The organism is Sphingomonas sp. Root720, from assembly GCF_001428605.1.
GTDB lineage: Bacteria > Pseudomonadota > Alphaproteobacteria > Sphingomonadales > Sphingomonadaceae > Rhizorhabdus.
Genome location: NZ_LMID01000004.1, coordinates 21,055 through 43,759, shown reverse-complemented (window position 1 = coordinate 43,759; position 22,705 = coordinate 21,055). Strand labels below are relative to the sequence as shown.

Here is a 22,705-nt window from a genome sequence, read left to right as displayed (position 1 = left end):
AAGACATGGGCGCGGCGCATGATTGCGCATTATGGGATCGGTAGATCCGACCGCCGATCCACTCAAACCCAGTGCCGGTCAGCCGTGAATCGGTCGACCTGGGAGGGTGCGCAACAACGCCGCTTCCGTCGGTGCATTCGCTATCGTGGTTGTGACAGGTAGTTTGCTAAAAGGCCGGGCAGCGGCGGGCGAAATGCAGGCAATAGTGCCGTGCCACATGTGGTACTCCTTCCGAAGGATCGTGGCCACACGCAAGCCCGCTCGCGGAGAGTGGATGAGAATATGGCTTATATCAGGCAAGGCGCCCACTGCCCATTCCAGATCGATCACAGGTGCATCGATTGTCTGGTAAACGCATCGCCTACGCGCGAGAAACCCATCGCGGCGCAGCATGCCGAGCAAATCACCGGCGGGCTGCAACGCGCTGATGTGCAGAATCTCTGACCTAGCTGGCATGTGGTGATTGATAAGCGCGCGCAAATCATGAACGTCGCCGCTCGCCGACAGAACGTTAGAATATCCGCGTATTCGCGCAAATCGCGCCGTTCGATCGCCGACTGCGAAAACAGGCAGCTTCGCCAGGCTGGGAAAGAACGGATGAAGGCGCACGCCCTGGAGGCTGGTAAAAACCAAGGCATCGGGCACTGCCATCGGCGCACAGTTGACGATGGGAGATACCGTCATGACGGGTTGGACGATCGGCTCCCACCCAGCGGCTTGCAATCGGCGCGCAGTGAGGCGGTTATGGGGACCGGTTCGAGTAACCCAGATCCGTCTTGGTTCAGGCTTGGGAGCGCACTGCATGCCAATAGCCATCGGTTATCCTTGCCAGTGACGGGTCATCGGCCGCGTCGCCGAAAATATCCTTGATAATCGGTCGAAGCCCGTCGCCGAACCGGCTGAAATGCGCGCGGAATTCGTTTGGCACTATCGCCTCGTCCGGCAAGGTGTCGGAATTCTCCAGACTCGCGATCAAAAATTCAACGAGGCGCTTGGCGGCCGCTCCTGTCTCGGCCGCTTCTGCTGGAGGAACGTCCGCGCACAGGTAGCGAAGCATAGCCGCTTCGATGTCGGCCTGACGCGATTTCAATGCCCGATCAATTGGGCACGGGGAAAGGTGAACGGTCATATGATCTCCGGCACTGATGAAGGTCCGCAAAGCGGATAGGATCGAATTAGCGCGATCCCGACATCGGTCCTCGGAAGCGTGGCAGAGAGCCGCTACGGCTTGCCGCGCCCCGAGGGGCGCAGGCGCGTCATCAGGCGGCATCCATGAGCCTGAACACAGGTATCTGCCATCCGGTTCATTTGAAGATCATATCATTTCAACGCGCAATTCAAAGGCATATATAAACCTGTCGCCGGGATTGAACGCCAGGGACCGAGCAAAGGGTCGTCAAGCGATCGCTTTGCCCTCCTTACCGCAGGACACAGAAAGTCATTTGGTGGGTCACTAAGAATTTTTCGACATTCCCAATCGCTCGCGTTCGCGCCGACACCAGGAGAAGGTCAGTCGCTTCTCGCCGATGGGTGCGGCTTTTTCGCGCACGAGCCATCGCGCCAGCACGGCCCCGATCAGGATCTGAATCTGATTGTAAAGAATGATGGGAAGGGCGAGCAGGCCAAGATTGGGATTGGTGGCGAAAAGGATCTGGGCCAGCGGCAATCCCGAGGCCAGGCTCTTCTTTGACCCGCAAAAAAGCGCGGCAATGGCATCCTCTCGCGGGAAACCGAGCCACCGTGCGCCGAGTGCCGCACTTGCGGCAATGAACGCCAGCAACGCCGTACAAACACCTGCTGTTAGAACCAAATCGGTCACACGCAGACCATCCCAAATGCCCAGCGCCGTCGATCTTGAGAAGGCCGCGAAGACGATGCCAACGATGATCGTCTGGTCATAATTTGAGAGCCAACGCGGATGGCACGCGAGAAAGGCCCCCCACCATCTGTGCGCGATTTGCCCCAGGATAAACGGAAGGAGAAGCTGGAGCATCACATCGCTGATCAGGTGCGACAGATCCGCTGGCGCTTGCGTCTGGGCGCCGAACAGGAGGATCACGAGAAGCGGTGTGAAAACCATGCCCACTATGTTGGAGCCAGCGGAATGACAGACCGCAACCGGCACATTGCCTTTGGCAAGAACCGTGAAGGCGACCGAGGAGGAAACGGCCGACGGCAACACGCCCAGATAGATAATTCCGAGCCGCAATTCCTGAGGCAGGACGCTGATCATCATCTGCGCCGTGAACCAGGCTGCGGCGGGAAAAAGAACATAGGTCAGGCAGAGAATGAACGCATGCAACCGCCAATGACCCATGCCTTTGACGATGGCGGAGGGCGCCAGCGCTGCTCCATGAAGGAAAAACAGAATGGCAACACCAACCGTCATCACACTATCGAGCGCCGCCGCCGCATTGCCGGACGCCGGTGCGACCAGAGCAAAGCCGGCGGCGGCGGCCATCGCAAGAAGGAAGGGATCGGGTCGCATGCTGAGATACTCGTGAAAGCCGGGAGGCTCACTGCCTATTGCGCTTCCAATTGGTCTACAAATAGGTATGGAGAGAGCATGGCTGCCAGGCGTAACCACGGCCAGGTTCTCGACCAGCTGCGGCAATTGATTGAGATCGATCGGCTGAAGCCTCAGGACGCGCTTCCTCCCGAGCGTGACCTTGCAAAAAGCCTGGGTTGCAGTCGGGAGAGCGTGCGCAAAGCGCTGGCGGTACTGGAGCGCGAAGGCGCTGTCTGGCGACGGCAGGGGCAAGGGACTTTCGTTGGGCCTGCGCCCGTCGGCGTGCCACGGCCCCTGCGAGCCGTGCTATCAGGCGCGACACCGCGCCAACTGATGCGAGCCAGACTGATTTTCGAACCTGTGCTGGCGCAGGAGGCGGCGCGAGCTGCGACGCCGCCGCAAATTGCGCGCCTCCGCTGGTTGGCTGAGCAAACCGGACAAGCGCGCGACTGGCGCGAATATGAGCAGTTTGACGAGGCGTTCCACAAGACCGTGGCCGAGGCATCGGGCAATGCGCTGCTGATAGCCATGTTCACTGAATTGTCGTCATTACGCGGCCGCGCCTTATGGCAGCGCGAGCATGATGCGATCTTTCGACGCGCGCACCGCGACGCCTATGCAAAGGAGCAGGCCGCCCTCCATGGCGCGGTCGTTGACGCGATTGCCGCTGGTGATGGTCCGGCGGCACGCGACGCCATGGGTCGCCATCTCATCGTAATCGACAGCCTCGTCGCGGATTAAGCCGCGACGCCAAGGGGATGCTATGCTTTTGAACAGGCGCAAAGCATCTTGAAGGGAACGCAGGTCCTTGATCGGACATTAGGCAAAGATGATCACGACAGCGTTCACGTCCGCTAGCCAACCGGCGACTGCGGAAATAGCGATACCCAGATGACTTTGGCCAAGACACCGATATTCACAATCGGTCATTCGACAAGGTCCATCGAAGCATTCGTGGACCTGTTGCGAAGCGGCCGCGTTGAGCAAGTTGTCGACATACGTACGATCCCGCGGTCCCGAACCAATCCGCAATACAATCCCACATCGCTTGCAGCCTCGCTATCAGATCATCAAATCGGGCACAGTCAGCTGCCGGAACTCGGTGGTCGTCGTCCCAAATCGAAAACCGTTCCCGATCCCGTCAACGCGTTTTGGCAAAATCGCAGCTTCCATAATTATGCGGATCACGCCTTGAGCGAAGAATATCGGCGGGGATTTGCCACACTCATGGATCTGAGCCTTCGGCGTCGCTGCGCTATCATGTGCGCCGAAGCCGTATGGTGGCGCTGCCATCGCCGGATCGTCGCCGACTATCTTCTGGCAGCAGGCCGCGAGGTTTTTCATCTGATGGGGGATGATCGGATCGACCCGGCGAAGATGACGCCAGCGGCGGTGCGCCGCGATGATCATCTCATCTACCCGGCGACACCCACCTAATCTCTTAGTTTCGCTCGGACTTCCTCTTTGAGACGCGGCAAGACGATTTGCGCGAACCAGGGGTTGCGCGACATCCATATACGCGAACGCCATGAAGGATGTGGCAGCGGAAAGTATTTCGGCAGATAGCTCTCGAAATCGCGAACCCTGGCGCTCATTCGTCCAGGTCCGAGCGCGTGGGCAACGGCAAAACTGCCAACCAGAAGGGTGAGTTCGACCGAGGCCAGACACTGAATGATCCGGTCGCGCCACAGGGGCGCACATTCTGGTCGAGGCGGCGCATCGCCGCCGCCGCCGGCGCCCGGATAGCAGAACGCCATCGGTACGATGGCGATGCGATTGGCATCGTAGAACTCGGCGGACGTAATGCCCATCCATTCGCGCAGGTGGTCACCCGAAGCATCGGAGAAGGGGATGCCACTATCATGCGCCCGGTTACCCGGTGCCTGGCTCGCAATTAGCAGTCTGGCGTTCTGTGAAATCTGAAAGATCGGCCGGGGACCAAGCGGCAGATCTGCTTCACACGCGCGGCAGGAAAGAAGCTCGGTTCGAAGCGTGTCAATTCCGGCGATGGTGCTCAATCGATCATCCGTTGAATACAGGTTTCCGCAGCTTCCAAAATAGCGGGCCAATTACGCTTCTCATCAGCATCCAGCACCAGTTCGGGCGCTATCCGGGTTCGACAAAGGCAGGCGTCATCGGCTCGTCGGGCATCAAGCGGCACATAAAGAGCGGCAATTTCGCCGCTGTAACCACTGCCCACATCGACTCCACCGTTGGGTTTGTATTCCGCGAAGAGTGCCTTGGCTGCGTAATGGCCGCGCAATTGATCATCCTTGCGCAGCTCATGGAAGTCGCCTGCATGCAACGGATAGCGAAACAGAAATGAAATCGCTCGCACCCTGCGCAAGTCTTCGAGCGGAAAATCCGTGATCATGATCTGCTCTGGGCCGGTTAAATCTCGCTGTTACAGATGGGAGCTCGGTGAGCCCGGAGCAAGGGCCAGCCTTCTTGATTGGCCGCTTCATTCGATGTGATGGCGGATCTGCGAAGCCTAAAGCCACTATCTCTCACACGGCCTTGATATATATCGCATCACGATATATATTGCGCCTGGCGGGTCGAGCAATGGAGGCACAAATGCCACTGTTGGAAATCCTGTTGACCGCGTTGGCGATGACATTGGGCAGCCTCCTCCTAGCGGCCTTGCTGTGTAGTCTCGCATGGTGGATCGCGCTGCGGGCCCACCATCCCCGGTGGAGCGCCGGGTTGCTTGTCATGATGGTAGGCTCCGCCTGGCTCGCCTCCTTGGGCCACAGCGAATTTGCGAAAATGGCTACTGTTTTTGCTGTGGTCGGCGCCGGTCTGCTGTTCCTCGTCAGCCGGGAAGTGAGCGATGCGGACGCACATCGCGACATTCTGACGGACAAACACAAAACCTCTGGGAGATGATAGCCAATGGCACAGCAAGAATGGAGCTATCCCGCGCTGTTAGCGATGCTCGGCCAAAGCAGGCGCCCCAGTTTCGCGGAACTTCGATATTTCGTCCGGCGGGTTCGCCTCGAACTCGGTGCTGGTGACCTGACGGGACGCAATCATCGTCTGGCCGTGCGCCGTCTTGTAGGCGCCGTCATGCAAGTATCGAACGAGCCGGTCGTAACCCGGCAATAAGCCGCTTCATTTTCATATCTATAATCTTGTGCCTGGCCTGCAAAAACATTCATTTGCTGGGCGACTAGCAATGTTCCACCTCTCTGGCGGCCCAAAGCCTTGGGGGGGATGCCGCATGAAACAAGATCCTTCCCTGCACGCCGTTTTCACTTGGTCGCGGTGCTTTTGGACAGTTGCTATGGCCGGCGTCGGCTTCGCAATCTATGCGTGCACGCAATATCGCCTTTTGAGCGAAGAGCAGCTCATATTGCTGGTTTTCCTCGCCGTACCCGTCGCTGCCTTCTTCATTTCCGGGACAGGTCAGGACCGCAGCGAGATCGAGCCACCGGCTCCCCGAAAAACACCACAGCGGCCGGATTCTCATAATAAGAGCAAATAAACTGCAGATCGCCATCAATATTTTGATCTACGGTCGCCCCGTGAGCTTCGGCTAAGGGCCGCAGCATAGTCATGGGAGGAAATGACCACGATCGCTGTCGATCGTGACAATCCCGCTTGTCATGGTTGTCAGTCAATGCACGTTGCGTCGTTCGGCAGACGAGGTCTGCCATTCTCTTGGGTTGTGATAGATACGCAGAAGCTGCTTTTTTCGTTCAGCAGCTTCATCGCCGCCGCCGCGACGCTTGCCATCGCTTTTTCGGCCAGCCTGCCAAGGCCCTGGTGGGCGCTTTTGACCGTCTACGTGACCGCGCAGCCTATGGCCGGCGCCTTTCGGCCCAAGGTTCTCTATCGACTTGGCGGCATAGTGACCGGGGCGCTGGTCACCATCGTGCTTGTGCCCAACCTTCAAAATTCCCCCGAACTTCTGGTGTTCTGCCTGGCGGCATGGACCGGGTTTTGCATCTACCTTGCCGTGCTCGACCGCACGCCGCGCGCCTTCCTGTTTCAAATGGCGGCATTCAGCTCAGCGGTGATCAGCTTTCCCTATCTCGACGATCCGGGAAATATCTTCGACACCACAGCAGCGCGTGTTCAAGAAATGACGGTCGCCATCCTATGCGTAACCGCAGTGCACGGGTTGCTGCAGCCCTGGAGCGCGACACCCGCTATCCGCGCACGCGTCCAATCCTTTTTGCGGCACGCGCGCCGTTGGACCTCAGAAGCGCTCGGCAGCCAGCATACCCGTCTCGAAGACGCCCATCGGCGCACCTTGGCGGCGGACGTTACCGAGCTCGGTATGATCGCGGTCCACCTGCCCTTCGACCAACGCTGGGCACCGGCAACCCGACGCAGGGTAACGGCCCTCCAGCAGCAACTCGCCACGATTCTCCCCTTGGCCTCGGCCGCAGCCAATCGACTTGATCGGTTGCGCGAGAGCGACAGCCTTTCTCCAGATCTCGAAGCGCTGCTGGCCGATATCAGGCAGTGGCTCGACGACGAACACAGCGCGCTGCATCGGGTAGGTCCGCTGGTGCGAAGGTGCGAAGACCTCGCGCAGGTGGCCGAGGCGCAGCCTGGCTGGGATAGGCTTCTGACCGCGAGCGCTTGTATTCGCATTGCTGAGTTTCTGACGGCGCTGGCAGCAAGTCGGCGGTTGGCGGATCGGATCGGATCGCCCGGACGACCAAGTGCCAGGATACTTGAAACCGAGCCCTTTTCCCTTGCTCGCGATCATGGTGTCGCCGTTCTCGCGGGTCTGGCGACCGCCACCGCGATCGCACTCTATTGCGCCGTCTGGATCCTGCTCGCCTGGCCCAATGGATCGGCGACGGCGGCCTTTGCGGCGCTCATCACTTGTTCCTTCGCCGCGCAGGACGATCCCGCACCGGTGATCGGTCGCTATCTCTTGGCGACACTCAAGACCTTCCCGCTGGCGGCTCTCTATCTCTTCGTGATCCTCCCCAGGGTCGACGGCTATGAGATGCTGATCGTCACCCTGTCGCCGGCCCTGCTGTGGATGGGGTATATCCAAGCCGATCCGGCGCGATCGCCTCAGGCTTTGCCGATGTTCTCCTGCTTTATCGTCGCGATGGGGTTTCTCGCGCGGTTCCAGGCGGATTTCGCGTTGTTCATCAACACGGGGCTGGCCCAGCTCGGCGGAATTGTCGCGACGCTTGCCGTCACCCGCATGTTCCGATCGGCCAACGTCCTGTGGACCGCCCGGCGCATCCTGCGCGCGAACTGGGGTGAACTGGCCCTGCTTGCGGACATTCGCCGGCCTTTCCGTCCGGAACGCTGGACAGCAAGAGCGGTCGACCGGCTCGGGCAGGTGGCAGCACGCATGGCGGTGGCGACCACCGGCGATAGACTCCATGCAGCCGACGGGCTGGCGGACCTCAGAATCGGCCGCAATATCATCCCGATCCGCCGGGCGCTGTCCCATGTCCCGCATGACGTGCGCCATCGCCTGGGCGCGGTGCTTGGCGGGCTCGCTATGTTTTATGGCGAGCGCTGGCGTCGTGGCCATGCCGATGCTCCCCCGGTCGGACTGCTCGATCCGATCGACCGGGCCCTGGAGGCGCTTCTCGACCTGCCGCTCGATGAGCATCGCCGGCCTGCCCTGCGGGCGCTGGTAGGAATGCGCTGCAATCTCTTCCCGACCGCCGCAGCGCCCCACATCCTTTCGCCCGGTTCAGGGGAAAGCGCATGATCGAGGAGATCAATGTGCTCGGCGTCTATATGCCGGCGGCGCTCGCCTGGGGTGTGCTGGCGGCGGTGCTTGTCTATCTTGTGCGGGGTCTCCTCCCGCGTTTGCCAGGCTATCGACTGCTCTGGCATCCGAGCCTGCTCGAACTCGCCCTCTTCATTCTGCTGTGGTGGGGCCTGAGCGCGCTCGCCGATAGCCTTCTCTATCGATGGATCGCATCCTGACATGTTGCACCGACAAAATCTCCTGCGATCGCTCGCTACGCTCTTCGTCATACTTGTAGTTTTGGCGGGGATATATGCGCTGTGGCTGCGTTATCAGGTCGAGCCGGTCACGCGCGATGGGAAAGTGCGCGCGGACATGGTGCCGGTGGCCGCCGATGTCAGCGGGCTCGTCACCGCGGTAAAAGTCGCCGACAATCAGAAGGTTCGGAAGGGCGACGTGCTGTTCATCATCGACCGCCCGCGCTACCGGCTCGCGCTGGAACAGGCCGAAGCCAATGTGACAAGCCAGCGCACCGCGCTGGCGCAAGCTGTGCGTGAGGATCGGCGCAACCGGGCCATGCCCGAAGTGATCGCCGCTGAAGTGATCGAACAAGGCTCGGCGCGGGTGGAAGGACTGCGGGCAACCATTGGTCAGGCAGTGGCAGCGCGCGACCTGGCCCGCTTCAATCTGGAACGAACCGTCGTGCGCGCACCGGTGGACGGGACGGTATCCAACATGTCGCTACAGCCCGGGGTCTATCTGACGGCCGGTAAGGCTGCGCTGGCGCTGGTCTATGACCATTCTCTCCGGGTGGAAGGCTATTTTGAGGAAACCAAATTGCCGGCGATCCGCGTCGGCGACCGCGCAAGCATTTACCTGATGGGTGTTGCTGACGAGATCGAGGGGCATGTTCAGAGCATCGCGGGCGGTGTCGAGGATCGCGAGCGGGTCGGGACCGACGGGCAACTAGCCAATGTAAACCCGTCCTTCACATGGGTGCGTCTGGCGCAGCGTATTCCGGTGCGTGTCACGATTGATCGAATACCGGCTAATGTGCGGATGATTCCGGGCCAGACGGCCACGGTCGTCGTTCATCCGCGCGATGACGGACGCAGCGTCCATCGGAGCCTGCCATGGTAAGGGGCGCGCTGGTGCTGACGGCTGCAGCCGCCCTGGGTGGCTGCACGGTGGTCGGACCCGACTATCATGTTCCTGACGCCGCAATGGTGAATGCGCCTGCGGCGCAAGCAGCGTTTCAGTCGGCGGGGGCGGTCACTGCGCTGGAACCGCTGCCCGATCACTGGTGGCGGCTCTATGAGACCCCGACCCTTGACCGGCTGATTGAACAGGCATTCGCCGCCAATACGGATCTGCGAATAGCCGAAGCCAATCTCGAACGCAGTTTGGCCTTGCTCGACCAGCGCCAGGCGGGCCGCGAAATTCAGGGCAGCGCCAATGCTGAAACAAGCTGGGCTCAGCGCTCGGCGGAAGCCGAGCTGAGCCATGTGAAGCCGCCGACGCGGCAAATCTACAATATGGGGGTCGGGGCGAGCTACGATCTCGATCTGTTTGGCAAAATAAGGCGCGGGATCGAGGCGGCGAATGCGGACGCCGAAGCTGCCGTTGCGGCGCGCGATCTGGTGCGTGTGACCGTCGCGGCCGAGACGGCGCGCGCCTATGCCGATATCTGTAACGCGGGCTATCAGCGCGATGTTCTCGATCGTGCAATTGCCATCCTGGAACAAAGTGTTCGTCTGACCCGGATCATGGTGTCGCATGGACGCGCGGCGCCTTATGAACTGGACCGGCGACAAGCATTGCTCGAAGCCAGCAGGGCAAGGCTGCCGCGATTGGTGGCGCGTCAGCGCAACGCCCTATTTCGTGTTACAGCACTGGCCGGTCGCACGCCGGGTGAAGCGGATTCGGGCCTGTTGGCGTGCCATGCCCCGCTTGCGCTGACCCGGATGATCCCCGTTGGCGACGGCGCAGCCCTCCTCAAGCGCCGGCCTGACATCCGCATGGCCGAACGCCGTCTCGCTGCGACGACGGCGCGGATCGGCGTCGCCACGGCGGACCTATATCCCGATATCCGCCTGGGAGCATCGATCGGCTCCACGGGGGCTGCTGCCGATTTCCTGTCACCGCTTACCAACCGTTTCGGTCTCGGGCCGCTGATGAGTTGGACGCTCAACAGGCATGCGGTTCGCGCCCGTATTGCGGCGACCGAGGCTCAAAGCCGCGGCGACCTGGCCACGTTTGATGGAGCGGTGATCAAGGCGCTGCGCGAGGTTGAAACGGCGCTGACCAATTATGCAGCCGGCCTAGAGCAGCAGGACGGCCTGGATCGCGCAGCGCAAGATGCCGCGCGAGCAGCGGTGCGGATGGGCCAGTTGCGGCGTGGGGGCAAGATCGCCGCACTGCCCGCGCTGGAGGCTGAACGTGATCGGGTTGCGGCGGAGCAGGCTGCTGCCGAGGCCCGCGCGGCGATTAATGACGATCAGATCACGCTGTTCCTCACACTTGGCGGAGGATGGACCAACTGAAATGCGCGCAAATTGGGCGCAGTTTGATTCCGCAGATCAATTTCGCGCCCATGCCGCACCTGGCCGATCTTGAGCGGTTTCTAAGCTGAGCTTGGCTGGCGCCTGGTTCCGACATGGCGCGAGCGGCCCAGTTCCGCGTGCCGGTTCGCGCTACGCGTCTTGAGCAGATCCTGACGCGAAAGAATGCCGAGCACGCGCCGGGTTTCAGGGTCAATAATCGGGATCCGACCCACCCCGGATTCGACGATCAGATCAGCGACGACGCCAGTTGGCGTATCGGGATAGGCAATAGGCTGCGCCGCATCCGAGATAGCCTCGACCAGCGGTGTTTGATCGTCGTCGTGCTCGCCTTGCCAGCGCAAGGCGTCGGTGCGTGAGACAAGCCCCAACAACCTTCCTTGGGGATCGATCACCGGATAGCTGCGATGCACGGCCTCATTCGCGAAGAAGGATACCGCTGCCTCCACGGTCATCGAGCCAGGCAGGGTAGCCGGATCGCGCGTCATGATTTGACCAGCCTGAATGAGATCGAGGGGATCGACCGTATACTCCTGCAGGATGTGGCGTCCGCGCCGCGCGATCTTCTCGGTAAGGATCGATCGCCGCATCAAGAGCACGCTGATCGCATAGGCGCCGCCCGCCGCCGCGATCGTACAGGGAATGGCGCTGAAGTGGCCAGTGAGTTCGACCGCGAAGATCGCGCCGGTCATCGGCGCACGCATCGCACCGCTCATGATCCCCGCCATGCCGATCATGGCCCAGAACCCAGGATCGCCGGGCAGAAACTGCCCAAGCATAAAGCCGGCTGCGCCGCCAAGGATGAGAAGCGGCGCGAGCACGCCGCCTGACGTTCCTGATCCCAGCGCGACCAACCAGACGATGGCCTTCACGACGAGAAGGGCGGCAACGACCCGGAGCGATAACGTGGCATTGAGGAGAGCCTCGATGCTCGCATAGCCTGCGCCCAGAACATGAGCATCTATGAGCCCGCCCAGACCGACCACCACCGCGCCGATTGCCGGCCACCACATCCAATGAAGAGGCAGCCGGTGGAAGAGATCCTCTATGCGGTAGAGGGTCGTCGAGAGCAGAGCGGCTTCGAGACCGACGACGAGGCCTATCCCTCCTGCTGCGAGAAGAGCCCAGCTTTCCTGCGGAACGGCCGCCGTCATCGGGAACATCGGTCCCGATCCAAGCAACAGCGGGCGCCAGGCAAAGGAAATGAGCGCTGCCACAAGCACCGGGACGAAGCTGCGCGGTTTCCACTCGAACAGCAGCACTTCGACGGCTAGCAGTATCGCGGCAAGCGGCGTCCCGAAGATGGCGGTCATGCCGGCTGCCGCACCCGCCACGAGCAGCGTCTTGCGTTCCGCCGCGCTGAGATGAAAGCACTGCGCGAACAATGAACCGATCGCGCCGCCCGTCATGATGATCGGCCCTTCCGCGCCAAAGGGGCCGCCGCTGCCGATCGAGATTGCTGATGACAGGGGCTTGAGCAGCGCGACCTTGAGCGACAGTCGGCTCTCGCCGAACAGGATCGTTTCTATCGCCTCGGGAATGCCATGTCCCCGAATCTTGTCCGAGCCAAATCGTGCCATGAGACCTACAAGCAGGCTGCCGATGATCGGGATCACGATCACCATCCAGCCGACCGATGCATCGGTGATGACGGAATGATCCGCAGAGAGACGACCAAACCAGAAGATATTGGTCGCTATCGCAATGAGCTTGACCAAAACCCAGGCGCCGAATGCGCCGCCAGTTCCGACGATGATGGACATGGCCGCCAACATAACCATGCGGCGATCGACGCTATGGTCGGCAAGTTGATGGCCTTCGACGGACCGCGGTGGTGTCAGAGACATGGAATCATTACTATCCTGCAAATTAGAATTCGGGCAGGTATATCGCATTGCGATGCAATTCAATCGATGAGGGATGCTTGCAGAAGAAAGCCATGCAACTGAGCGATGCCGACTATGTGGCGCTTGCCTCGTTTCGCCATGCGATCCGCCGTTTCCAGGCGTTCAGCGAGGAGAAAGCCGTTGAAGTCGGCGTGACGCCGCAGCAGCATCAAGCGTTGCTGGCGATCAGAGGTTGTGGTTCGGAGCAGGCAACCGTTGGCTATGTTGCCGAGCGACTGATCATGAAGCCACACAGCGCGACGGGGCTGGTCAACAGACTAGAGGGGCTTGGGCTCATCACCCGGGAGGTCGCGAGTGAGGATCGCAGGCGCGCAGTGTTGCATTTGACGCCCAAGGCTTATGCTCTGCTCGACGCCTTATCCGCTGTTCACCGCGAGGAGGTCCAACGTATGCGGCCCGTATTCGCCGAAATCTTTGCCCAACTCGAACGATAGCCAGGTTTTCAAGCATTTTGATTGCTGTAAATACCAAATAACATTCATTTGTCTTATGTTGCCCGCGGCTCCACATCTGTTCCCGCAGAGTGGAATGCTTCACGACAAATGCGCCCGGAGAGGATCTCGCATAAGCGGGCCGGAGCGTGGGAAGGGAGCCAGCAGCTAAGGATCAGTGCATGACCCAGACGGCGCAACCGGGGGATCCCCTCACCCTGGAACAATGGCGTGCGTTGGAGTCATTGACCGCGTCATTGACGCCGGCACAGGCCTTTTGGTTGAGCGGCTACTTTACCGGAGTTGACGCCGGCTTGCGGAAGCCCCCATCGCAGCCGGCGTCGACCATGCCAGGATCGCAACGTGGTCTGACGATCTTGTACGGGACCGAAACCGGCAACGCGGCGGATCTCGCGCGCCGGCTGGAAGAAAATCTGCGCGCGGCCGGCCTTGCCAGCACATTGGTCGACATGGCTGATTACAAAGTCCGGCAGCTAGGTTCGGAAGCCGATATTTTGCTCATCGCCAGTACCTATGGTGAGGGCGACCCACCGCAACCCGCCACCGGCTTCTTCGAATTTATCGAGGGCCGCAAGGCGCCGAAGTTGGACCATGTTCGCTTTGCCGTGCTGGCGCTGGGGGATTCCACATACGAATATTATTGCGAAGCCGGAAAGCGGCTTGACCGCCGGTTTGAGGAACTGAGCGCCCAGCGGCTCTTCCCGCGCGTCGATTGTGATGTTGATTATGAGGATGCGGCCGCCCGCTGGATGGGCGAGGCGATCGCATGTTTGACGGCGGAGGTGGTTGGTTCCAGCGCTCCTCTTGCCGCGACGCCGACAGTCCAAGGGGCAGGCGGACAAGCGGCCTACGACAAGCGCAATCCCTTTCCCGCACTGGTTGTCGAGAATATCGCGATTGTCGGTCGGGGGTCGACCAAGGAAACGCGCCATATCGAGATATCGCTCGCGGGATCGGGACTGACCTATGAGCCGGGCGATGCGCTGGGCATTCAGGCTTCGAATGATCCGCAGGTAGTCGCTGAACTGTTAGCTGCTGCCGGTCTGAGCGCGGAGACGCAGGTCGAGCTGAAGGGCGAGCAGGTGGATCTGGGGAATGCTCTCGCGCACCATTACGAAGTAACGGCTGCCACACCCCGCTTCCTTGAATATTGGGCGAAACTCAGCGGCGCGGGAGCGCTCGCGCAGTTGCAACAGGATGATCGAGCCGGCGATCGCTCGGTCTTTCTGCGCACGCACCATATTGTCGATATCGTTCGGCGCTTTCCGGTGTCGGCCTTGGTCGCACAGGGGTTTGTCTCGGCGCTCCGTCCGTTGCAGCCACGCCTTTATTCCCTGGCTTCGAGTCTTGCCGTCACTCACGAAGAGGCGCACGTCACGGTGGCACCGCTGCGCTATGATCTGCACGGATCGATGCGCAGCGGCGTCGCCTCGGGGATGCTCGCCGATCGGATGGACGTGGATGGCCGGCTTCCCGTCTACATACAAAGCAACCCGCATTTTCGGCTCCCGGCCGATGATGTCCCGATTATCATGATCGGTGCGGGCACGGGCGTCGCACCTTATCGGTCCTTTCTGCAGGAGCGCGAAGCCAGGGGAGCCGATGGCAAAAGCTGGCTCTTCTTCGGGGAACGCAATTTCCGCAGCGACTTTCTTTACCAGACCGACTGGCAGGGATGGTTGAAGGACGGCACGTTGACCCGGATGGATGTCGCCTTTTCGCGGGATCGGATCGCCGAGGGGAGGGAAAAGACATATGTTCAGCACCGTATGGAGGAGCGGGCGCATGACCTCTTCGACTGGCTGGAAGATGGGGCCCATATCTATGTCTGTGGGGACGCCGCGCACCTCGCGCCCGACGTGCACGAGACCCTGATCGATATCGTCGCGCAGCAGGCCCACACCGGCCGCGAAGCTGCAGAGGACTATGTTCGCTCGCTCCAGGCTGATCATCGCTACCAACGCGACGTTTATTGAGGAAAGCGGAATGACTGACGCCGCCATTGATCGCAGCCGCGACATTTCCCAGCCTCTGGAGCAGCTCGGTGCCGACGAACGCATGAAAGCGGCGAGTGATTATCTGCGCGGTACGATTGCTGATGGTCTCCTGGACCGGATCACCGGTGCAGTCCCCGAGTCTGACGATGTGAAACTGATGAAGTTTCACGGCATCTATCAGCAGGATGACCGCGACGTGCGCGATGAACGCCGGCGGCAGAAGCTCGAACCTGCTTACCAATTCATGATACGCATCCGTCTACCCGGAGGCGTGTGCACGCCGGCACAATGGCTCAAACTGGACGAACTTGCGCGCGCTCATGGCGGCGAGACTTTGCGCATCACCACGCGCCAGACCTTTCAGTTTCACTGGGTTCTGAAAGACAGTCTGCGGCCGATAATCCAGGGGCTGCATGAAACCCTGCTCGATACGATTGCAGCTTGCGGCGACGACAGCCGGGGAGTGATGTGTACGGTCGATCCCCAAAGCTCGCGCTTCCATGCCGAAGTTGCCGCGATGGCGAAGCGCGTTTCCGATCATGTCATACCCAAGACGCGCGCCTATCACGAGATCTGGTACGGCAGCGAACGAATAGCCGGTTCCGAACCGGAAGAACCTTTTTACGGCCGCACCTACATGCCGCGCAAGTTCAAGATCGGCTTTGCGCTGCCACCCTCGAACGACATTGACGTTTATGCGCAGGATCTGGGCTTTATCGCGGTGGGGGGCCCGGACGGTCTGGAGGGGTTCAACGTCGTCATTGGCGGGGGTATGGGCAGAACCGACCAGGCACCCTCAACCTATCCCCGTCTCGCCAGCCTGATCGGCTTTGTGCCGGCGGCTCGTGTCATTGCCTGCGCTGACGCCGTCATGACGGTTCAACGCGATCATGGTGATCGCAAGGATCGCCAGCATGCCCGCTTCAAATACACGATCGACGATAAGGGGCTCGACTGGATCAAGGCCCAAATCGAGAGGCACATGGGCGCGTCTCTGGAAGCGGCCCGTCCCTTCACTTTCACGTCCAATGGCGACAGTTACGGCTGGCATACAACGCCTGATGGCCGTCACCATCGCACGCTGATCATCGAGAATGGACGCCTTGACCTGAGGTTGCTGGACGCGCTGCGGGACATTGCACGGATTCACCGCGGCAGCTTTCATATTACACCCAATCAAAATGTGATCGTCGCCGGCGTGCGAGACGAGGACCGCCCGGCGATCGATGCGCTGCTTGCTGACCACTTTCCGCAGCTTGACGGCTTTTCGGTGGTGCGGCGTAATGCGATGGCGTGCGTGGCGCTGCCGACCTGTGGTCTCGCCATGGCGGAAAGCGAACGATATCTGCCGAGCCTGCTCGACAAAATCGAGGCGATCCTCGGTGCCTATGGGCTTGCCGACGAGCCGATCACCGTCCGCATGAGTGGATGCCCTAACGGTTGTTCAAGGCCCTATATCGCCGAAATCGGACTTACGGGGCGCGCACCGGGCAAATATAATCTCTATCTGGGCGGCGGCTTTCACGGTGAGCGACTGAATCGCATGGTTCGCGAGAATGTCGGTGAGCGCGTGATCCTTGAGATACTGTCGGAAACGCTGGGGCGCTTTGCGCAAGAGCGCCAGCCTAAGGAGCACTTCGGGGATTTCGTCATCCGTGTCGGCATCGTCCGAGAAGTGACGGAGGGACGTTTGTTTAATGACTGACGCACAAGACCGCTCGCCCCATCCCTATACCGTAGCTGCTGCCCATGGCGTTGCGAGCGATCCGGCGCATGGTGCGGTTGCACCGCCTCTCTATCTGTCCAGCACCTACGAGTTTGCCGGCTTTGATCAACCCCGCTCCTTTGACTATGGGCGTGCCGGCAATCCCACGCGTGATCTTCTGGCGGAAGCGCTTGCCAAGCTAGAGGGCGGGGCAGGAGCGATCATGGCCGCGAGCGGCATGGCGGCCCTCGACCTTCTGGTCGGCCGCTTGCGTCCCGGTGATCTGATCGTTGCACCGCATGATTGTTATGGCGGCACGATGCGGCTGCTGAAGGCTCGCGCGGAGCGAGGCCATTGTACAGTGCAGTTCGTGGATCAGGGCGATCACTCCGCATTTGCGGCTGCTCTGAAACAGATGCCGACGCTGATCCTGATTGAAACACCGAGCAATCCTCTCATGAGGGTTGTCGATATCGCTTCGCTGTCAGCCAGGGGGCGCGCTGCCGGGGCGGCTATCGCGGTCGACAACACATTTCTTTCCCCTGCGGTCCAGCAGCCTCTCGCGCTGGGGGCCGATTATGTCATCCACTCCACTACCAAATACCTGAATGGCCATTCTGACGTGATCGGCGGAGCCGTCGTGGCGGCGGATCCCGCACAGGTTGATGAACTGCGCGCCTGGGCGAACGTCGTGGGATCCGCGGGCGCTCCTTTCGATGCCTGGCTCACGCTACGCGGCTTGCGAACCTTGTTTCCCAGGATGCAGCAGCAACAGCGCAATGCGCTGGCCGTGGCCCAGTATCTGGCCAGCCACCCTGCGGTGGCGCGAGTGCACTATCCTGGTCTGCCAGCGGACCCCAATCATGAAGTCGCAGCGCGGCAGCAGCATGGCTTTGGTGCGATGCTGAGCTTTGAACTCACCGGCGGCCTCGCGGCGGTCCGCCACTTTGTCTCGGCGGTCCGCTACTTCACGCTCGCGGAATCGCTTGGCGGGATCGAAAGTCTGGTCGCCCATCCCGCCACCATGACCCATGCCGACATGGGCAAAGACGCTCGCGACAGCGCGGGCATCAGCGATAGCCTTCTACGGCTTTCCGTTGGTCTTGAGGCCGAGGACGACCTCATCAGCGGCCTGGAGGCGGGACTGGCGGGTTGCCCGCTGTGAACGTCACCGTGCCATAGTCCGAAGGAGGCGCCAATGCCTGGATATGTGTGGTTGCTAGACATCTTCGGCGTCATTCTGGCGTTGCTAGGGTTCAACATGGCTTTCAGACAGTCGACTTTCCGGCGAGCGATCGGCCGTCCCAAGCAATCTTCGTCCGCTGCCCGCTCAACGGATAACGACGAGGATCCGCTCACTTACATCCTGCGGATCGCGGGGGTTATGCTGATGGTTTTTGGTATCGTTATTGCCGGAATGTTCACGCTTTTCAGCCTTAATTAGCTCAGGTAGTTGGCCTGTGCAGCAGCCCGACATGACGTCGTCGCGATTTGTGAGCGGAATTTTCTGTGGGCCTAGCAGCTCGAGATCTTAGCGCTTGTGCCGGCCGAACGGCACGACGGGCCGGCACATTACGCCACGTGTATGAGCGGCGCGCTATCGGATCGAGGCATGGCTGCGTTCGTGCAACAGCGTCACCATGGCAAGCATGACGCGTCTTGCGTGGGAGGTTGCGCCAATTCGGGGATCACACCACATATCGGCGTAGAGCGCGGCCCAGTTCCTCATCTGTTCGGCCATCGGCAGGGCGCTTTGAGAAATCATGTTCTCGATCCTTGATGCAGCGGTCGCTGCTTCATGCTTTTCCGTGCCCCCGTTTCGGTTCAATTTCCAGATGCTGCGACGCTGCGCCTCGATTTCGAGCGAAGACGCGGGTTTCGAGAAATAGCCGCTCAGATGATCTGAGATATTCCCGCGACCCGTTCTTGAGCCTGCCAGGCGCAGGCCGACGGCCACCAGCTGGTCCTCCGCCATTGGCGAGACTTCGAGGCGCTGGATTTCACTCAGCTTGTCGGGACCTAGCTGCCTCAATGCAGCTGCGGCGTCCGGCTTGGCCAACAAGATTTCCACTCTCTCAGCTGCCACCGCGACCAAAGTCGGCAACAGATCATCAGGCGCGTGCCGATCGTCCATCTTCCATTCCTGTGCTGTTGTTTTTCAAGCGACATCGGGCGGTCGGGGAGCCGAAGGCGCTGGCGCGGGCCGCGAACGGCCGGGCTTGCTCTTCTCTGGAGTGGCGAAAGGCAAAATCTTCCCCCGTCCTGCCTGCTTCTCGTGAGAGACCGCTTCGGAGGGTCCTTGCGAGCTCGGATTATTGTCTTCGTGCATGGTGCGCGTTCCTGAAGGCCTGAATTCTCTGCAGACTATTTCGCCATCGTGGCGTCGACACGAGAAAGGCCCGCCGCCAAATGTGCGCTGCGCCCGCGTAATACTGTCGACATCGCCAGCATTATCCGCCGCGTCGGGGTGCGGGCACTGATGCGCGGATCGCACCACAGCTCACCGTAGAGCTCGGCGTAGGCCCACAACATCTGGCTTCTGTTGTGACCATCCGCCTCGATCCGCTTTTCGAGGATGTCGACATAATCTCCTGCGAGAATCATCGGCAGCCCCTTGTCGCGCACTTCGCTTTCGATGCTTCGCCTTTGCGCGGTGACAGCGACGCCCGGCGGCGCCGATCGGAAGCGGGCGAGCAACTTGTCTCTGAGCCCCCCAGCGAGACAAAGCTCGTCGGCCAGACGCAACGCCGTCGCCATTATCTGCTTGTCCAGCAACGGCGACAGCTCAAGGTCGGAGATTGCGTGTCTCACATGCTCCTCGGCCAGTTCACGTCCGCAGAGCATGGCTTCGGCCTGCGCGCACGCCTGGGTTACAATGCGGTCGAACAAAACGGACTGATATTCAGATTCCACGATGAGATTCCTTCGCGCTTGTGGAGCGCAGATAGTGCAGCGCGCGGTTCAGAGTGATGCGCGAACGTGCTGCGCCCGGTTCGCCTCAAGAATAAGCATTAGGCTAACCTGAAAAGAGTATAGCTCCGACGCCGGCTGCACAGACGCATGCGCAAATGGCCCAAGGCAGCCACGGTCGGCGCATGACAGCGAACGCAAGGCTGTAAATAACAACCACGGCCAACACGAACGCGATATTCATGTGCGCACTGCTGACACCAGCACTCATGGCATTGCTACCAGAACAGCCGCGGTGACGATAAGTATGGCTCCCAGGCCGATACACAGCGCTATCTCCCCGACGCTTAATCGGTCGATGTGTTGACTGCGAAATTGCCGATACTGCGGTTGGATCGCGGGATTGCTCGCAAGGGACGCGACCTCCATGGCCGAAGCTTCGCGCCTGAACCATGATATTATATCGCTCAATTGAACTGCGGTGACGTAGGGATAATGGGCGAGGGTGGCTTCGATGTGCAGACGGCGCTGGACACTGTTGATGGAATTTCGACGACGTTTCATTTGAACCGGCTTTTCATTGATGCGCGGATCGCAATCCGCATGCGCGCAACGCCCTTGATCGACGTCGCGTAGGGCTAGCTTCCAAAGGGTGCGCTGTTCGCGGCCAGCCCTCTTCAGCTTGGGGGGAAGCCCGTTCGATCGGTACGCCGCAGCAATCTCGCGGTGATGGCACGAATTTCCCTGAAAAGCGCTCGTGCGCGCGGGAAAACCCTGCCGTCGAGGGTGCGATAACGCGGGTCGGAATATACGAAGCGAAAGCCGCCGGGCACGCGCATGGCTACCCCGACTGCTGCGTGGTCGGCTTCAACGACGAAATGTTGAGACATGGAAGCCTCCATAACGCCGCATCAGCGATCAAGACGATGATCGACAGAGGCGAAGATGCTGGAAGACCGCAGGTGAGTGGCAAATGCAGTCTGGTCGAATCACTCCCTAAGCGGCCGCGGCGACGCGAACCGCTTAGGGTCAGAGGCGTGAGGTGCTGCTGCCCGGATGAATCTCTGCGCGGATGACCAAGTATGACATAACGCGCTCAGCATGGCCTTGTAGCGCTGGAAAGTCAAATCTGCTTCGGCTCACCAAAAAACACTACATCGAAAAAGACCCGCAAGGGTGACGCCACTCTACAATCCCCCTGGAAAAGAGGAGATGCCCTTCTTAATAAATTATATACTAATGAGTGGAGCGTTTAATGAGCTATACTTGCAGTACGATCCATATGACATGAACTGTGGTCGATTGAGAACATCATTGTCTAATCTCGAAACTGTCGGGCCGTGCGAGGCGCCAGGCCGCGCCATAGAAGTCCTCACGCGGTCGGTCCCCGAGCAAATCACCCTCCTCGAGATAGGTATGTAGCTGGGAGAACAGTCTAACCTCAGTGGGGCTGACGCGCCGCATAAGATGGTGGGGACTGATGAGACTGGGATGCTCGAGCCCTGCCGCCGCCACCATGTCTGCGAGCGCGGCCAGCGTGTTTCGATGGAAGTTGAACACACGCTCGGCCTTCTCCGGAACGACCAGCGCTCGCTGACGCATGGCATCCTGCGTCGCGACGCCAACCGGACATCGATTGGTATGGCAGGTCAACGACTGAATGCAGCCCAGTGCGAACATGAAGCCCCGGCCTGCATTGGTCCAGTCGGCGCCGAGCGCCAGCGTGGCAGCGACGTCGAAGGCGCTTACGATTTTACCGGCCGCTCCGACCTTGATCTGGCTGCGAAGACCGGCGCCCACCAGCGTGTTGTGAACAAACAGCAATCCTTCGCGCATGGGCATGCCCAGATGATCGATGAATTCGAGCGGTGCGGCACCCGTCCCGCCTTCGGCGCCGTCGACCACGATGAAATCCGGAAGAATACCGGTTTCCCGCATGGCTTTGACCATGCCCATGAATTCCCAAGGTTGGCCAACGCAAAGCTTAAATCCGATCGGCTTACCCGCGGACAAGCGTCGCAGATCGCCGATGATTTGCATCATCTCCAGTGGCGTGGAAAAGGCGCGGTGCCGTGCAGGAGAAACACAATCCTCACCCGTTGGTACGCCGCGGGTCTTCGAGATTTCCGCCGTCACTTTCTCCGCGGGAAGAATGCCGCCATGCCCCGGCTTGGCGCCTTGGCTCAGCTTGATCTCGATCATTTTTACCTGGGCATTACGCGCCTGTCGGGAGAATTGGGTCGGGTCGAAATGCCCATCGGCTGTGCGACAACCAAAATATCCGCTGCCGATTTCCCATATGAGATCGCCGCCGAATTCGAGGTGATAAGGGCTGATGCTGCCTTCGCCGGTGTCGTGCGCAAAGCCGCCCATTGCCGCGCCTTTGTTGAGCGCGCGGATCGCGTTGGCGCTGAGCGAACCGAAACTCATCGCCGAGATGTTAAACAGGCTGGCCTGGTAGATCTGGCGACAGGCCTGCCCCCCTATGCTTATCTTGAAAGTCGCCGGGTCCGCCGACTTTGCCGGACGGGTAGAATGAGCGATGAATTCATGTCCATCCTGATACACGTCGAGCAAGGTGCCAAAGGCCCGTTCACTCCCTTCATCCTTCGCCCGGGCATAGACAAGCGATCGCTGGATGCGGGAAAAGGGGACTTTCTCCTGATCGCCTTCGATCATGTACTGCCGGATTTCCGGGCGAATGTCCTCGAAGAACCAGCGCAGGTGTCCGATGATAGGGTAGTTTCGGCGCACTGAATGTATCGGTTGGGCCAAGTCGTAGAGTCCCAGGGCGGTGAGGGCGACGCTGACGACGAAGAGTGGGATGGCCCAGACGGCGGGTAGATAATAGCCCGCGACAATGGTCGATATGGCGGCAATGCCAAGCGCCGTGAAGCGTGTCAAAAACAAGGATATCTCCTGGACGGCATCAGCAATGCTCATGCCCAAACAGCAAGGTGGACAGGAGCTAGCGCTCCAGATGC

The 22,705-nt window shown here is 60.4% G+C and carries 24 protein-coding genes; 14 read left to right on the top strand and 10 right to left on the bottom strand.

The features are described 5' to 3' along the window. Positions 1 to 78: 78 nt before the first annotated feature. The 3 genes from ASE22_RS26095 to ASE22_RS06910 form a co-directional block, all read right to left on the bottom strand. Positions 79 to 804: a uroporphyrinogen-III synthase gene (locus ASE22_RS26095; protein WP_268796341.1), complete on the bottom strand. Its 726-nt coding sequence runs from the start codon at positions 802 to 804 to the stop codon at positions 79 to 81. Beyond that, entirely contained in the window at positions 782 to 1,129 is a 348-nt protein-coding gene (locus ASE22_RS06915; RefSeq protein ID WP_156397205.1) for a hypothetical protein, read from the bottom strand. The genes ASE22_RS26095 and ASE22_RS06915 overlap by 23 nt, the downstream gene beginning before the upstream one ends. 324 nt (positions 1,130 to 1,453) lie before the next feature. After that, a complete protein-coding gene (locus tag ASE22_RS06910) occupies positions 1,454 to 2,488 on the bottom strand; it encodes a bile acid:sodium symporter family protein (protein WP_082545406.1) in 1,035 nt (344 codons plus the stop codon). Between the two features lie 78 nt (positions 2,489 to 2,566). On the opposite strand from ASE22_RS06910, the gene ASE22_RS06905 reads away from it, so the two are divergent. After that, complete coding sequence (locus ASE22_RS06905) at positions 2,567 to 3,250, top strand: FadR/GntR family transcriptional regulator (RefSeq protein WP_056356672.1); 684 nt, start codon at positions 2,567 to 2,569, stop codon at positions 3,248 to 3,250. 150 nt (positions 3,251 to 3,400) lie between these two features. Beyond that, a complete protein-coding gene (locus tag ASE22_RS06900) occupies positions 3,401 to 3,946 on the top strand; it encodes a DUF488 domain-containing protein (RefSeq protein ID WP_056356670.1) in 546 nt (181 codons plus the stop codon). Here ASE22_RS06900 and ASE22_RS26090 read toward each other — a convergent pair. After that, on the bottom strand, positions 3,943 to 4,527 hold the full coding sequence (locus ASE22_RS26090) for a uracil-DNA glycosylase family protein (protein WP_321163636.1): 585 nt from the start codon (positions 4,525 to 4,527) through the stop codon (positions 3,943 to 3,945). The genes ASE22_RS06900 and ASE22_RS26090 overlap by 4 nt on opposite strands. Then, positions 4,524 to 4,883 (bottom strand): hypothetical protein, encoded by a 360-nt coding sequence (locus ASE22_RS26725; RefSeq protein ID WP_156397204.1) that lies wholly within the window; start codon positions 4,881 to 4,883, stop codon positions 4,524 to 4,526. The genes ASE22_RS26090 and ASE22_RS26725 overlap by 4 nt, the downstream gene beginning before the upstream one ends. 203 nt (positions 4,884 to 5,086) lie before the next feature. Between ASE22_RS26725 and ASE22_RS06890 the strand changes: the two genes are divergently transcribed. The 6 genes from ASE22_RS06890 to ASE22_RS06870 all read left to right on the top strand — a co-directional run bounded on the left by ASE22_RS06890 (position 5,087) and on the right by ASE22_RS06870 (position 10,732). Continuing rightward, on the top strand, positions 5,087 to 5,398 hold the full coding sequence (locus ASE22_RS06890; protein WP_056356699.1) for a hypothetical protein: 312 nt from the start codon (positions 5,087 to 5,089) through the stop codon (positions 5,396 to 5,398). A gap of 334 nt (positions 5,399 to 5,732) precedes the next feature. Continuing rightward, positions 5,733 to 5,996: a hypothetical protein gene (locus ASE22_RS26085; RefSeq protein ID WP_082545405.1), complete on the top strand. Its 264-nt coding sequence runs from the start codon at positions 5,733 to 5,735 to the stop codon at positions 5,994 to 5,996. Between the two features lie 135 nt (positions 5,997 to 6,131). Beyond that, positions 6,132 to 8,207 (top strand): FUSC family protein, encoded by a 2,076-nt coding sequence (locus ASE22_RS06885; RefSeq protein WP_056356666.1) that lies wholly within the window; start codon positions 6,132 to 6,134, stop codon positions 8,205 to 8,207. Continuing rightward, on the top strand, positions 8,204 to 8,428 hold the full coding sequence (locus ASE22_RS06880; protein WP_056356664.1) for a DUF1656 domain-containing protein: 225 nt from the start codon (positions 8,204 to 8,206) through the stop codon (positions 8,426 to 8,428). The genes ASE22_RS06885 and ASE22_RS06880 overlap by 4 nt, the downstream gene beginning before the upstream one ends. A gap of 1 nt (position 8,429) precedes the next feature. After that, complete coding sequence (locus ASE22_RS06875; RefSeq protein WP_056356662.1) at positions 8,430 to 9,329, top strand: efflux RND transporter periplasmic adaptor subunit; 900 nt, start codon at positions 8,430 to 8,432, stop codon at positions 9,327 to 9,329. Next, positions 9,323 to 10,732, top strand: coding sequence for an efflux transporter outer membrane subunit (locus tag ASE22_RS06870; protein ID WP_056356661.1), 1,410 nt, complete (start codon positions 9,323 to 9,325; stop codon positions 10,730 to 10,732). The genes ASE22_RS06875 and ASE22_RS06870 overlap by 7 nt, the downstream gene beginning before the upstream one ends. An 80-nt stretch (positions 10,733 to 10,812) precedes the next feature. Here the strand turns inward: ASE22_RS06870 and ASE22_RS06865 are convergent, their stop codons facing one another. Next, complete coding sequence (locus ASE22_RS06865; protein WP_056356659.1) at positions 10,813 to 12,597, bottom strand: chloride channel protein; 1,785 nt, start codon at positions 12,595 to 12,597, stop codon at positions 10,813 to 10,815. A gap of 92 nt (positions 12,598 to 12,689) precedes the next feature. Here ASE22_RS06865 and ASE22_RS06860 point away from each other — a divergent pair, with 92 nt between their 5' ends. The 5 genes from ASE22_RS06860 to ASE22_RS06840 all read left to right on the top strand — a co-directional run bounded on the left by ASE22_RS06860 (position 12,690) and on the right by ASE22_RS06840 (position 18,255). After that, positions 12,690 to 13,091, top strand: a complete 402-nt coding sequence (locus tag ASE22_RS06860; RefSeq protein ID WP_056356697.1) for a MarR family winged helix-turn-helix transcriptional regulator — start codon at positions 12,690 to 12,692, stop codon at positions 13,089 to 13,091. 179 nt (positions 13,092 to 13,270) lie between these two features. Continuing rightward, positions 13,271 to 15,085 carry an assimilatory sulfite reductase (NADPH) flavoprotein subunit gene (locus ASE22_RS06855; protein ID WP_056356657.1) on the top strand — a complete coding sequence of 605 codons (1,815 nt, stop codon included), beginning with the start codon at positions 13,271 to 13,273 and terminating at the stop codon, positions 15,083 to 15,085. A 10-nt stretch (positions 15,086 to 15,095) separates the two neighbouring features. Continuing rightward, positions 15,096 to 16,811, top strand: a complete 1,716-nt coding sequence (locus tag ASE22_RS06850) for an NADPH-dependent assimilatory sulfite reductase hemoprotein subunit (protein WP_056356655.1) — start codon at positions 15,096 to 15,098, stop codon at positions 16,809 to 16,811. Next, positions 16,804 to 17,976 carry a cystathionine gamma-synthase gene (gene metB / locus ASE22_RS06845; RefSeq protein WP_056356653.1) on the top strand — a complete coding sequence of 391 codons (1,173 nt, stop codon included), beginning with the start codon at positions 16,804 to 16,806 and terminating at the stop codon, positions 17,974 to 17,976. The genes ASE22_RS06850 and metB overlap by 8 nt, the downstream gene beginning before the upstream one ends. Positions 17,977 to 18,009: 33 nt before the next feature. Continuing rightward, positions 18,010 to 18,255, top strand: a complete 246-nt coding sequence (locus tag ASE22_RS06840; protein ID WP_056356651.1) for a hypothetical protein — start codon at positions 18,010 to 18,012, stop codon at positions 18,253 to 18,255. A 153-nt stretch (positions 18,256 to 18,408) separates the two neighbouring features. On the opposite strand, the gene ASE22_RS06835 is transcribed toward ASE22_RS06840, so the two are convergent. After that, the gene (locus ASE22_RS06835) at positions 18,409 to 18,945 is read right to left on the bottom strand and encodes a hypothetical protein (protein WP_056356650.1); all 537 of its coding nucleotides are present in this window, start codon (positions 18,943 to 18,945) and stop codon (positions 18,409 to 18,411) included. Between the two features lie 230 nt (positions 18,946 to 19,175). Next, positions 19,176 to 19,724 (bottom strand): hypothetical protein, encoded by a 549-nt coding sequence (locus ASE22_RS06830; RefSeq protein WP_156397203.1) that lies wholly within the window; start codon positions 19,722 to 19,724, stop codon positions 19,176 to 19,178. A 492-nt stretch (positions 19,725 to 20,216) separates the two neighbouring features. Between ASE22_RS06830 and ASE22_RS26720 the strand changes: the two genes are divergently transcribed. Then, complete coding sequence (locus ASE22_RS26720) at positions 20,217 to 20,357, top strand: hypothetical protein (RefSeq protein WP_156397202.1); 141 nt, start codon at positions 20,217 to 20,219, stop codon at positions 20,355 to 20,357. 41 nt (positions 20,358 to 20,398) lie between these two features. Here the strand turns inward: ASE22_RS26720 and ASE22_RS26715 are convergent, their stop codons facing one another. After that, positions 20,399 to 20,611 carry a hypothetical protein gene (locus tag ASE22_RS26715; RefSeq protein WP_156397201.1) on the bottom strand — a complete coding sequence of 71 codons (213 nt, stop codon included), beginning with the start codon at positions 20,609 to 20,611 and terminating at the stop codon, positions 20,399 to 20,401. Positions 20,612 to 21,032: 421 nt separating this feature from the next. Then, the gene (locus ASE22_RS06825) at positions 21,033 to 22,664 is read right to left on the bottom strand and encodes an FMN-binding glutamate synthase family protein (RefSeq protein ID WP_056356646.1); all 1,632 of its coding nucleotides are present in this window, start codon (positions 22,662 to 22,664) and stop codon (positions 21,033 to 21,035) included. Positions 22,665 to 22,705: the final 41 nt, after the last annotated feature.

What these genes read in the sequence shown, in the direction of transcription:
- ASE22_RS06840 (WP_056356651.1), top strand. Translation starts at nt 18,010, where the DNA reads ATGCCTGGATATGTGTGGTTGCTAGACATCTTCGGCGTCATTCTGGCG.
- ASE22_RS06910 (WP_082545406.1), bottom strand. Translation starts at nt 2,488, where the DNA reads ATGCGACCCGATCCCTTCCTTCTTGCGATGGCCGCCGCCGCCGGCTTT.
- ASE22_RS26720 (WP_156397202.1), top strand. Translation starts at nt 20,217, where the DNA reads ATGGGCGAGGGTGGCTTCGATGTGCAGACGGCGCTGGACACTGTTGAT.
- metB (WP_056356653.1), top strand. Translation starts at nt 16,804, where the DNA reads ATGACTGACGCACAAGACCGCTCGCCCCATCCCTATACCGTAGCTGCT.
- ASE22_RS06915 (WP_156397205.1), bottom strand. Translation starts at nt 1,129, where the DNA reads ATGACCGTTCACCTTTCCCCGTGCCCAATTGATCGGGCATTGAAATCG.
- ASE22_RS06870 (WP_056356661.1), top strand. Translation starts at nt 9,323, where the DNA reads ATGGTAAGGGGCGCGCTGGTGCTGACGGCTGCAGCCGCCCTGGGTGGC.
- ASE22_RS26095 (WP_268796341.1), bottom strand. Translation starts at nt 804, where the DNA reads ATGCAGTGCGCTCCCAAGCCTGAACCAAGACGGATCTGGGTTACTCGA.
- ASE22_RS06825 (WP_056356646.1), bottom strand. Translation starts at nt 22,664, where the DNA reads ATGAGCATTGCTGATGCCGTCCAGGAGATATCCTTGTTTTTGACACGC.
- ASE22_RS06875 (WP_056356662.1), top strand. Translation starts at nt 8,430, where the DNA reads ATGTTGCACCGACAAAATCTCCTGCGATCGCTCGCTACGCTCTTCGTC.
- ASE22_RS06855 (WP_056356657.1), top strand. Translation starts at nt 13,271, where the DNA reads ATGACCCAGACGGCGCAACCGGGGGATCCCCTCACCCTGGAACAATGG.
- ASE22_RS06900 (WP_056356670.1), top strand. Translation starts at nt 3,401, where the DNA reads ATGACTTTGGCCAAGACACCGATATTCACAATCGGTCATTCGACAAGG.
- ASE22_RS26085 (WP_082545405.1), top strand. Translation starts at nt 5,733, where the DNA reads ATGAAACAAGATCCTTCCCTGCACGCCGTTTTCACTTGGTCGCGGTGC.
- ASE22_RS06850 (WP_056356655.1), top strand. Translation starts at nt 15,096, where the DNA reads ATGACTGACGCCGCCATTGATCGCAGCCGCGACATTTCCCAGCCTCTG.
- ASE22_RS26725 (WP_156397204.1), bottom strand. Translation starts at nt 4,883, where the DNA reads ATGATCACGGATTTTCCGCTCGAAGACTTGCGCAGGGTGCGAGCGATT.
- ASE22_RS06890 (WP_056356699.1), top strand. Translation starts at nt 5,087, where the DNA reads ATGCCACTGTTGGAAATCCTGTTGACCGCGTTGGCGATGACATTGGGC.
- ASE22_RS26715 (WP_156397201.1), bottom strand. Translation starts at nt 20,611, where the DNA reads ATGTCTCAACATTTCGTCGTTGAAGCCGACCACGCAGCAGTCGGGGTA.
- ASE22_RS06880 (WP_056356664.1), top strand. Translation starts at nt 8,204, where the DNA reads ATGATCGAGGAGATCAATGTGCTCGGCGTCTATATGCCGGCGGCGCTC.
- ASE22_RS06860 (WP_056356697.1), top strand. Translation starts at nt 12,690, where the DNA reads ATGCAACTGAGCGATGCCGACTATGTGGCGCTTGCCTCGTTTCGCCAT.
- ASE22_RS06905 (WP_056356672.1), top strand. Translation starts at nt 2,567, where the DNA reads ATGGCTGCCAGGCGTAACCACGGCCAGGTTCTCGACCAGCTGCGGCAA.
- ASE22_RS06835 (WP_056356650.1), bottom strand. Translation starts at nt 18,945, where the DNA reads ATGGACGATCGGCACGCGCCTGATGATCTGTTGCCGACTTTGGTCGCG.
- ASE22_RS06885 (WP_056356666.1), top strand. Translation starts at nt 6,132, where the DNA reads ATGCACGTTGCGTCGTTCGGCAGACGAGGTCTGCCATTCTCTTGGGTT.
- ASE22_RS06865 (WP_056356659.1), bottom strand. Translation starts at nt 12,597, where the DNA reads ATGTCTCTGACACCACCGCGGTCCGTCGAAGGCCATCAACTTGCCGAC.